This window comes from Streptomyces alkaliterrae (assembly GCF_007097205.2).
GTDB lineage: Bacteria > Actinomycetota > Actinomycetes > Streptomycetales > Streptomycetaceae > Streptomyces > Streptomyces alkaliterrae.
Genome location: NZ_VJYK02000194.1, coordinates 1 through 10,558 on the forward strand (window position 1 = coordinate 1; position 10,558 = coordinate 10,558).

Annotated in this window: 9 protein-coding genes; 4 read left to right on the forward strand and 5 right to left on the reverse strand. The window is 74.3% G+C overall.

The features are described 5' to 3' along the window. Both FNX44_RS17785 and FNX44_RS17790 read right to left on the reverse strand, forming a co-directional pair. The coding region (locus FNX44_RS17785; protein ID WP_153507412.1) for a serine/threonine-protein kinase at positions 1-871 on the reverse strand (871 nt) is incomplete at its 3' end. A gap of 123 nt (positions 872-994) precedes the next feature. Beyond that, a complete protein-coding gene (locus FNX44_RS17790) occupies positions 995-3,460 on the reverse strand; it encodes a serine/threonine-protein kinase (RefSeq protein ID WP_143649268.1) in 2,466 nt (821 codons plus the stop codon). Between the two features lie 282 nt (positions 3,461-3,742). On the opposite strand from FNX44_RS17790, the gene FNX44_RS17795 reads away from it, so the two are divergent. Both FNX44_RS17795 and FNX44_RS17800 read left to right on the forward strand, forming a co-directional pair. Next, complete coding sequence (locus tag FNX44_RS17795) at positions 3,743-4,483, forward strand: FHA domain-containing protein (protein WP_143649269.1); 741 nt, start codon at positions 3,743-3,745, stop codon at positions 4,481-4,483. Continuing rightward, complete coding sequence (locus FNX44_RS17800; RefSeq protein ID WP_143649270.1) at positions 4,483-5,856, forward strand: serine/threonine-protein kinase; 1,374 nt, start codon at positions 4,483-4,485, stop codon at positions 5,854-5,856. Before FNX44_RS17795 ends, FNX44_RS17800 begins: the two co-directional genes overlap by 1 nt. A 392-nt stretch (positions 5,857-6,248) precedes the next feature. Here the strand turns inward: FNX44_RS17800 and FNX44_RS17805 are convergent, their stop codons facing one another. From FNX44_RS17805 to FNX44_RS17815, 3 genes are all read right to left on the reverse strand, one after another. Continuing rightward, positions 6,249-6,956, reverse strand: a complete 708-nt coding sequence (locus FNX44_RS17805) for an LmeA family phospholipid-binding protein (protein WP_143649271.1) — start codon at positions 6,954-6,956, stop codon at positions 6,249-6,251. Positions 6,957-7,170: 214 nt separating this feature from the next. Then, a complete protein-coding gene (locus tag FNX44_RS17810; RefSeq protein ID WP_407699109.1) occupies positions 7,171-8,058 on the reverse strand; it encodes a hypothetical protein in 888 nt (295 codons plus the stop codon). After that, positions 8,055-8,324 carry a MoaD/ThiS family protein gene (locus FNX44_RS17815; protein WP_143649272.1) on the reverse strand — a complete coding sequence of 90 codons (270 nt, stop codon included), beginning with the start codon at positions 8,322-8,324 and terminating at the stop codon, positions 8,055-8,057. Before FNX44_RS17815 ends, FNX44_RS17810 begins: the two co-directional genes overlap by 4 nt. Before the next feature lie 320 nt (positions 8,325-8,644). On the opposite strand from FNX44_RS17815, the gene FNX44_RS17820 reads away from it, so the two are divergent. Continuing rightward, entirely contained in the window at positions 8,645-9,445 is an 801-nt protein-coding gene (locus FNX44_RS17820; protein ID WP_143649273.1) for a response regulator transcription factor, read from the forward strand. 76 nt (positions 9,446-9,521) lie between these two features. Beyond that, positions 9,522-10,558: LacI family DNA-binding transcriptional regulator (locus tag FNX44_RS17825; protein WP_143649274.1), on the forward strand; the 1,037-nt coding region annotated here is incomplete at its 3' end.

The window sequence follows — 10,558 nt, forward strand, 5'->3', positions numbered from 1 at the left end:
TGTCCGGCGTCGGGGGCGCCAGCAGGGCCCTACCGGCGGCGGTCTCGTGGGTGTGGATCAGCTGCCGGACGCCGTCCGGCCAGGGGAAGGGGCCCTCGCGACGCGCCGGGGACGCGCCGGGGCGGGCGGCGGCCGTCGCGGGGTCGAGCGCGCGGATCAGTTCGCCGGTGGTCGGCCGGGCGGCGGGGTCCTGTCGCAGGCAGTCGGACACGATCTCGCGCAACTCGTCCGGCAGCCCCGCGAGTTCGGCCCGGCCCTGGCTGATCCGGTGCACGATCGCGGCGAGTTCGCTGTCGTCGAACGGCCCGTGCCCGGTCGCCGCGAAGCACAGGACGGCGCCCAGACAGAACACGTCCGAGGCCGCCGTCACCGAGCGGTCTCCGGCGACGTGTTCGGGGGACATGAAGCCCGGAGAGCCGACCATCACGCCGGTCGCGGTGAGGACCGTCGCGTCGTACGCCTGGGCGATACCGAAGTCGATGAGTCGCGGACCCGGGCCGCCGAGGACGACGTTGCCCGGTTTCAGATCGCGGTGCACCAGCCGCGAGCCGTGCACGGCGGCCAGTCCGCGGGCCAGGTCCGCGCCCAACTCCCGCACCACGTCCACCGGTAGCGGGCCCAGACGGGACACCGCCTCGTCGAGGGAGGGCCCTGCGACGTACTGCGTGGCCAGCCACGGGCGTTCGGCCGTCGCGTCGGAGTCGACCAGCGCGGAGACGTGGGGGCTGCGCACCGCCCGCGCCGCCTCCGCCTCCCGCCGGAACCGGACCCTGAAGTCGCCCTCCGACTCCAGCTCCCGGCGGACGGTCTTCAGCGCGACGAGGTCGTGAGGGCCGCCGCCCCGCGGCACCGCGAGATACACCGTGCCCATACCGCCGGAGCCCAGGCCTCCGAGCAGTCGGAACGGGCCCACGTCTCGGGGGGCGTGTGCGTCGAGTGGTCGCAACACAGTCGGGGTGGCTCCAAGTCGTGTCGGGGAGGGGCGGTCGGCGGCTCAGCCGGGGAGTTCCAGCGAGCGGACGGTGCCGTCGTGGAAGACCAGGAAGAGGGCGCCGCCGAGCGAGAGCAACTCCGGCGCCCAGACCTGGCTCTGTGCGTCGTCGAACCCGCCGCTGCCGAGTCCGCTGGTGCCGCGGTTGCCGGGGGCGCCCTTGATCTCGTGCCGCGCCCGCTCCCCGTTCCGCAACGGCAGTGTGTACAGGTAGCGGTTGTCCAGGCACAGCGCGGTGGAACCGACGATCACCGGGTCCGAGGCGCTGTACCCGCTGCCGCCCTCGCCCTCGCCCGCGTCCTCGAGTTCGCGGGGCGGTACCCCGACGACGCGCGGTGTGCGCGCCGACGCCGGCCCGAGATCGGTGAGTTCGACTCCGCGGCCGGTGTGCTCCAGACGGTACTGCCTGCTGCCGGCGGGGATCACGTTCTCCGCCGGCACCTTCAGCGGCTCGTCCGCCGGGTCGCCGGGCGGGACCGGCCGCAGCGTGACCGCGTCGAGCGTCACCGTGTCCCCGCCCTCGACGTCGCAGAGGATGTGGCCACCGTGCGCGCGGACCGCCGTGCAGTCGCCGCCGCCGGGCACCGCCAGCGGCGCCGGTTTGCCGCTCCTGGCGTCGAAGCCGGTCAGGCCGCCGCTGGTCCCGGCGACCACCCTGCCCTCCACGAAGGCCTCCGCGCCGTGCATCCCGAACGCGGCCGTCGGCAGGTGCCGCGCGCTCAGGTCCTGCCGCCAGAGCCGTTTGCCCGTGGCGGCGTCGAAGGCGTACAGGGCGCCGCCCTCGCCCGCCTGCAGGCTGAAGAACGCGACGCCGTCGCCCAGGATGGCGTCCCTGACGTTCTCCGCCTCCCGGCCCGCGCCCGACTCGTGCTCCCAGCGGACCGTGCCGTCCTCGGTCGACCGGCCGCGCACCATGCCGCCCTCGGCGGAGACGACCGTGTCCCCGTGGAGCAGCGGATTGCTGCCGCGCCCCGGTATGACCACCCCGCGTGCGCCGGTCATGGCCGGCCGCTCGCCGGGCGCCGGGGAGGGGGCCTTCCACAGCGGTCTGCCGTCCGTGCTGCTGACCGCTTCCAACCCGCCGTCGAACGTGCGGCAGACCAGCAGCACACGGTTCATCGCGCAGCCCCTCGGACGCCCGTCGAGCTTGGCCGACCACGGCCGCCAGCCCTCCGGTCGGCTGCCGCCGTCGACGGGGAAGTAGCGGCTGCGGTCCACGCCGTGCCGGTCGACACCCGCCCCCGTCTCGGCCCTCGGCGGGGCGGAGGGTGACGGGGACGACCGGGACGGCTGGGACGGCGATCCGGAGGCGGCCGGGGTCCGCTCACCGCCGCTCTCCCGCAACGCGTTCGCCGCCAGGCCGCCGACCGCGCCCACGACAAGCGCCGCGGCGACCACCAGCGCGGCGGTTCGGCGGCCGGAGCGGCGGCGCGGCCCGGCGGGCTGATCGCCGGTCTCGGCGGCCGCGCGCGGCGACGCCGTGACCGTCTCCGCGCTGTGGACGGGGGAGGCGCCCGGCATCGTCGGCACCGGAGGGGCGAGCGGCCCCGCGGCCGCCACGACCCGGGCGAGTTCCGCCTCGTCCTCGGCCACCAGTTCACGCACCTCCGGCGGCCAGGGGGCGGCGTCGGCCTCGTCCGTCGCCGCCGTCCGGAAGCGGGCCTCCAGCGCGGCGGTGTCGGGGCGGGTGGAGGGGTCCGGGCTCAGGCAGTCCTCGATCAGCTCGCGCAGCCCGTCCGGAACGTCCGCGAGGTCCGCCTCGGCCCGCAAGATCCGGTAGAGCACGGCCGCGACCGGGCCGTCGCCGAACGGGGACCGCCCGGTCGCCGCGTAGGCCAGCACCGACGCGAGGCAGAAGACGTCCGACGCGGCCACGACAGAGCGGCCGCCCCGCACGTGTTCCGGCGACATGAAGCCCGGCGAGCCGACCATGACACCGGTCGCCGTCATCGTGCTGGCACCGAAGCCGCGGGCGATACCGAAGTCGATGACCCTGGGCCCGTCCGCGCCGAGCAGCACGTTCGCCGGTTTCAGGTCCCGGTGCAGGACCCGGGCGTGATGGATGCCGCGCAGCGCCCGCACCAGCCCGAGCCCCAGACCCCGTACGGCCTCGGCGGGCAGCGGTCCCGCCACCCGGACGGCGCGGCCCAGGGTGGGGCCGGCGACGTACTCGGCGGCCAGCCAGGGTTCCGCGGCGTCCACGTCCGCGTCGAGCAGCCGGGCGGTGAAGCGGCTGTCCACCGCCCGGACCGTCGCCACCTCCCGGCGGAAGCGGTCCCGAAGCTCCCGGTCGCCGACCAGCTCCGCCCGTACGGTCTTCACGGCGACGAGTCGCGGTCCGTCGCCGGCGGGACCCGGCCGGGTGTCGGCGCCCAGGTGGACCTCGCCCATGGCGCCCGCGCCGAGCCGGGCGAGGAGCCGGTACGGGCCGACGTGCCGCGGCGAGCGGTCGAGGAGTTCACCGAGCAAGCCGCCGCGCTCCCTCGTCCGGCCCACGCACCTTCATGCCCCACACCCCCGTCGAGACCCGCTGGCTGTCACGAGCATGCCCATGATCCACCGTCCCGGCCGGGCGGGGCAACCGCCGTCCGGACCCGGGTGCGCGGCGTGCGCGGAGGCGGCCGGCGCCGCACCGACAGTGGCCCGGACACTGGCGGAATCCGGACGTCCGTGTCGACCCGCCGTCCCCCTGCTTCACGCCGGGCCCGTGCACGGGGGAAAATCAGCCCGGACCAAGGGGGACCTACACACATGTTCAGTGTCATCGTCGTGCCCGACGGCAAGTCGGGCCCTTCCGGGCAGCTCAGACTCGAACCGGGTCAGACGCTCGCCTTCGGCCGTGCCGTGCCGCCCGGCACCCGGTCGTCGCCCTGCCTGACGATCCCGCACCCAGGGGTGTCCCGGATCGCCGGCACGATCACCGCCACCGGGTCGTTCTGGACGCTCACCAACTCCAGCCGCGCCCACACCTACGTCGTGGAGAACCCGGAGGGCGCCGGTGAACACGTCAAGATCGCGCCGGGCCGGGTGGACGCACCCGTGCCGTTCGAGTTCGCCCGCGTGGTGATCCCGGCCGAGAGCGAACTACTCGGCTTCGACGTGTGGGCGCCGCGCCACGACTACCTGGAACGGGACGCCGACGGCTACGACGGGGCCACCGCCCCGGCCTTCCCGCTCGACCGCTCCACCCGCTACTTCCTCGTCCTCGCCGCGCTCTGCGAGGCCAGGCTGCGCGGCGAGGCGCACGCGCCGCTGCCTACCGTGGAGCAGGTCGTGCGCCGTCTGCGGCCGGTGTGGCCGTCGGTCAACCGCACCTCGGTGCAGTGGAACACCGACTACCTGGCCGTGAAGCTGCGCCTCAAACCGGGCCCGGACGCCGCCGAGGGCGGCCCACGACTGAACGGGAAGAAGGAGACGGTCGTGTCGCTGGCCCTCCGCTTCGACCTCGTCCGCGAGGAGGACCTCGCGCTTCTCGACGGAAGGACGAACTGATGGACCTGGAGATTCCGAACGGGTACCGCGTCGGCCCCTGGGAGGTCCGGGAGCCGCTGGCCTCCGGCGCGTTCGGCAGCGTCTACGCCGCCCGCCTCGCCGCGGCCCCGGACCCGGCGGGCGAGGACGTGCCCGAGGGCCTGCCCCAGGACGCGGCGCTGAAGTTCCTCCCCACCGGCACCCGAACCCCGCGCCAACTCCGCCACCTGCGTGAACTCGCCGACCGCGAAGTGGAGTTGCTGAAGAAGCTGCGGCACCCCCGGCTGGTGCGGATGCACCAGGTGCTGACCGTCGACGACCCCGAGCTGCCCGAACTCGACGGCGCCACCGTGCTCGTCCTGGAACGCGCCGAGGGCTCCCTCGACACGCTGCTCGACCGGCGCCCCGGCCCCGTACCGGCCCGGCTGCTCGCCGAGATCTGCGAGGGGCTGGCCCAACTGCACCAGGCGGGCTGGGTGCACGGCGATCTCAAGCCGGCCAACGTCCTGCTCGTCCCGGACGGCGACTCCGGCACCGGCTCGGTGCGGCTCGCCGACTTCAACCTCGCCGTCGAGATGGAGGGCACCCACGGCTACTCGCCGGCGTTCTCCACCCCCGACTACACGCCGCCCGAGCTGGCCTGGGCGGAGTTCGGCGAACGCGGCCACCAGATCAGACCGACGGCCGACATCTGGGCCTTCGGCGTGCTCGCCCACCTCGCGCTCACCGGCACCATGCCGTTCCCCGGCGGCACGCCCTCCGCCCGCCGCGACGCGGCCGTACGGTACGCGCGCGGCACCGAGGAACTGCGCCTGTCGCCCGAACTCCCCGCCGAATGGCGGCCGATCGTCACCGACTGCCTGGCCCGCACGCACGCCGAGCGCGCCCGGCACGACACCGTGTCGCTGCTGCGCCGGGTCGAGGCGGCGGCCGGCACCGAGCCGTCGCCGCGCCTGCCCAGGCTGCGTCCGCGCCGCCGCATCCCGCGCCCGCTGTTCGCGGCCGGCGCGGCCGCCGTGGCGGTCACCGTCACCGTCGGACTGCTCACCGCGCTCCGCGAGGACACCACCGAACTCGTCGGCTACGACCGCTGCCTGAAGGGCAACGTGTGCTTCTTCCCCGAGCCGGGCGGCCAGGGCGACATGTGCGCCTGGTACGGGGACGACGCCGACTGGAACGAGGGCGACCTCAAGTGCCACTGGTCGGAGACGCAGCCCGTGCGTTCCGTCTTCAACAACGGCAAGGGCGTCGAGGACGGCGAGACCTACGTGGACGTCGGCTGGTTCCGGGACATCGACTTCAAGAATCCTCTCGGTTGTGTGGAGAACGGCCGGCGGATGGACGTGAAGGGGAACGTGCCGACGTACTCCCACCAGTGGACCGTGAGCTGTTGAGGCCACCGGGAGCTGTCGAGGCCACCGGCCACACGCTACCGAGCCACGCCCGCCGGTGGACCCTCACACCTCTGAGGTACCGCGGGGCCGCCCGGCTGCCGGAGAGTGGTCCCCGGCTCCGGCCACCGCGCGGCGGAAACGTCTCCCGCCACCCGGCCCGGAGCTGTGGGTCCCCCCCCACCAGCCGGTCGGCGTCCCGGGTCCTTCGGGAGCCGGGCCGCCGAGCGGGCCGTCGTCCCGACCGCACCCGCCGCAGGCCGGTCGGGCGACGGCGCTCGGACGCGGGGTACGGCGGCCATGTCTCGGGGGAGTGGCCGCCGTACCCCGTACAGCCGTGCCCGCGCGGTCGGGACGACCGGGGCCGCGGCTTCCCGTCCGCGGCTTCCCGCGGGTCAGCCGGTGACGCTGACGTCCTGGCCGGTGAAGTGCAGGTCCACGCCGTCCTTGTCGGCGGTGACCGAGGTCAGCGAGACCCCGGCGGGCAGACCGTCGATCTGCCGGGTGTAGTCGATCTTGTTGCGGACCAGGTCCTCAAGCCCCGGCACGTTCGCGCCCGGAATTGCGTCGGCGCGCAGCCGCAGCGTGTCGCCCTCCTCGACGGTGATCGTGCTGGTCGTGGAGCGTTCGAGCTGCTGGTTCAGCAGCGGCACGGTCACCTTGCCGGTCACCCGCACCTTCGCCTCGCCCTCCGCCGTCCCGCCGGCGTAGGCGACGGTGACGCCCTCGTCGGCGGCCTCGGTCAGGTCCTGGTAGGTCAGGTGCGCGGTGCCGGTCGCCGACGTGGCGACGGCCGAGTTGAAGTCGCCGCTGACGCTGATGTCCCGGGCCTGGATTTCGAACTCGTTGACCCGCAGCGCCTGTTCACCTGACCGCGCGGTCAGGCCGGTGAGCCTCGCGTCGACGGCGTCCAGTCTCTTGGCCGCCACCTGCGTGAGGAAGGGGAAGCCCTTGATGCTCACCTCGGCGCCGGAGGCGTTCTGCGACGCCGCCAGCCGGTCCTCCAGCCGGTCCTCGACCAGCTTGACCGCCAGCCGGTCCGCGCCGGTGAACAGCCCGGCCAGGACCAGCAGCACGATCAGCGTGATCCGAAGTGCTCGCATGCCTTTCGCTTCCCCCTCGTGAACAGGTCCTCGACGGCGGAAGCCGGGACGGGCGTCCGCCGGGCCGGCCCCCCGTGGACCGGTCCGTGATCCTAACGTGACCGCACCGCCCGCCCCGGAGCCGGCCGACGCGCCCGCCCGCCGTACCGGCCGACGTGGCCACCGGCCAGGCCGACGCGCCCTGCCGGTCAGGCCCGACGCGTCCGCCCGCAGGTCAGCCGACCGCGCGGCCCAGCACGTAGACTGCCGGAGCGGCCAGCGCCAGCGGCAGTGCCACCCCCGCCGTCATATGGACAAAACGCGACGGCCAGTCGTAACTGGCGACCCGCAGCCCCACCAGCGCGCAGCCGCCGGCCACCGCGCCGACCAGCACCGCCGGGGTGCCGAGGCCCGTCAGCCCGCCGCCCGCGACACCCGCGCCGGCCCCGGCGAGCAGCGCCACCGGCAGCGACAGCGGCCCCGGCAGGGGCAGCGCCCTCGCCAGCACGGCCGCCGCGACCGCGAACGCGCCGACGACCACCGCGTCCGTACTCACCGGTTCGGCGGCCAGATAGCCGGCCGCCAGTACGGTGACCACGGTCGCGCCGACGGCGGCCGTCAAGGCGTACAGACGCTCGTCCGGACCCGAGTGGTTGCGCAGCTGGAGGACGAGGACCAGCAGTATCCAGATGCCGAGACCGCCGACCACGGCCGTCGCGGCCTGGTCGCGCGGCGCCACGAGGAGCAGCACGTCCGCCGTCGCACCGGCCAGGAAGGCCAGCGCGATGCCCTGCCGGGCCGGCCACATGCCGTTGAGGCGGTACCAGCCGGCCGCCGTCACCGCCTGGAGCAGCACCACCGCGACGGTCAGCGCGGGCCGGCCGAGCTGCGCGGTGCCCGCGAGCAGCAGCGCCAGGGCCGCCGTCAGCGCCGCGGGCTGCAGGCCCGGCGGGATGATCGGATCACCCGTGCGGTGATCGGGATGGCCTGGGATCCCTCGATAGGGTGAAGAGGCTCCCCGGCGTCTCCGCCCCCGGGTGCCGCCGCCCGAGCCGCCGCCCGTGCGGTCCTGGTCTGCCGGGGTGCGGTCCGGTCCCGCAGCTTTGCGTCGTCGCTCGCTCACCGGGCGCCCCCGGCGAACGGCGGAAGCACCTCGACCGTGCCGCCGTCGGTGAGCGTCACCGACTCCGGGGCGCGGGTGCCGACCGGGTCGCCGTTCACCAGGAACGAGCAGCGCAGCAGTACCCGGGCGAACTCGGGCCGTGCGGCGTGCCGCTCCCTGGCCCGCGCGAGCGCGTCGGCGAGGGTGGCGGCGTCATAGGCCTCCTCCGCCACCCCGGCGGCGGCCTTCGCCGCGGCCCAGTAGCGGATGGTCCCCTGTGCGGGCATCGATCTCTCTCCCAGCCGTGTGATGTGCCGCCCCCATCATGACGTGTCCGTATGGCGGACAGTGCATCCGTGCGCCCCCCTCTTTTGGCATCCGGGGAATCCCCAGTTCAGACGGCGTTTCGCGGGCTCTGACAGGGGGGAGCGTGAGATACGTCCCGCTGTGCGCGGGCGCCATCCGCGCTAGGGTGCTGGACTAAGAAGGATCCGGGCAGCGACGCCTCCGGGTCCTTTCGCGCTTTCAGGCCGGTGGCCGCGACGACGCGTCCCTGCGCCCGAGCCGACTCCACGTCCTCGACGGGACCGAGGAAGGACTCACCGTCATGAGCTCGCTACTCCTCCTGACCAACGCGCTCCAGCCGTCGACCGAAGTACTGCCCGCTCTCGGACTCCTCCTCCACAACGTCCGGGTCGCCCCGGCCGAGGGGCCCGCGCTCGTCAACACCCCCGGCGCCGACGTCGTCCTCGTCGACGGCCGCCGCGACCTGCCGCAGGTCCGCTCCCTGTGCCAGCTGCTGCGCTCCACCGGCCCCGGCTGCCCGCTGATACTGATCGTCACCGAGGGCGGACTGGCCGCCGTGACCGCCGAGTGGGGCGTCGACGACGTCATCCTCGACACCGCCGGGCCCGCCGAGGTCGAAGCCCGGCTGCGGCTGGCCACCGGCCGCCAGCAGGTGAGCGACGACAGCCCGATGGAGATCCGCAACGGCGACCTGTCCGTCGACGAGGCCACCTACAGCGCCAAGCTCAAGGGCCGGGTCCTGGACCTGACCTTCAAGGAGTTCGAGCTGCTGAAGTACCTCGCCCAGCACCCGGGCCGGGTCTTCACCCGCGCCCAGCTCCTCCAGGAGGTCTGGGGCTACGACTACTTCGGCGGCACCCGCACCGTGGACGTGCACGTACGGCGGCTGCGGGCCAAGCTCGGCCCCGAGTACGAGTCGCTGATCGGCACCGTCCGCAACGTCGGCTACCGCTTCGTCTCGCCGGAGAAGCCGGAGAAGACCGCCGAGCAGCGCAAGGCGGAGGCCGAGGAGAAGGCGGTCACCAAGGCCGCCGAGAAGGTCGCCCAGGAGGCCGCCTCCGGCAGGCCGAGCACCAGGGACACCGCCGCACGCAACCGCTGACGCCCGCCCCGCGCGGAACGACGATCACACCGCGCGGGGCAGTCATACGGAGGTCACCACGCGTAGACTGCCCGACGTGGCGAAGGTGACGCGGGACGACGTGGCAAGACTGGCGGGTACCTCGACCGCGGTGGTCAGCTATGTCATCAACGACGGCCCGCGGCCGGTGGCACCTGCCACCAGGGAGCGGGTCCTGGCGGCGATCAAGGAGCTCGGTTACCGGCCCGACCGGGTCGCCCAGGCGATGGCCTCCCGCCGCACAGACCTGATAGGCATGATCGTCCCGGACGCCCGGCAGCCCTTCTTCGGCGAGATGGCCCACGCCGTCGAACAGGCCGCGGCCGAACGCGGCAAGATGGTCCTCGTCGGCAACAGCGACTACCTCGACGACCGCGAGGTCCACTACCTGCGCGCCTTCCTCGGCATGCGGGTCGCCGGACTCATCCTCGTCAGCCAGGGCCCCAGCGAGCGCGCCGCCGCCGAGATCGACGCCTGGGACGCGCGAGTCGTACTGCTGCACCGCCGCCCCGACGCGATGGACGACGTCGCCGTCGTCACCGACGACATCGGCGGCGCCCACCTCGCCACCCGCCACCTCCTCGAACACGGCCACGAATACGTCGCCTGCCTCGGCGGCGTCGACGAGACCCCGGTCATCGGAGACCCGGTCACCGACCACGTCGAGGGCTGGCGCCGCGCGATGCGCGAAGCCGGACGCTCCACCGAGGGCCGCCTCTTCCAGGCCCCCTACAACCGCTACGACGCCTACAAGGTCGCCCTCGACCTGCTCGCCGGCCCCGACCGCCCCCCGGCCATCGTCTGCGCGACCGACGACCAGGCCATCGGCGTCCTCCGCGCCGCCCGCGAGCTGCGCGTCGACGTCCCCGGCGAGCTGGCCGTCGCCGGCTTCGACGACGTCAAGGAAGCGGCTCTGACCGACCCGCCCCTCACCACCGTCGCCTCCGACCGCCCCGCGATGGCGCGGGCCGCCGTCGACCTCCTCCTCGACGACGGCCTCCGTGTCTCCGGCACCCGCCGCGACCGCCTCCGCCAGTTCCCCTCCGCCCTGGTGATCCGCCGCAGCTGCGGCGGATCACCAGGGCTGTCTCTTAT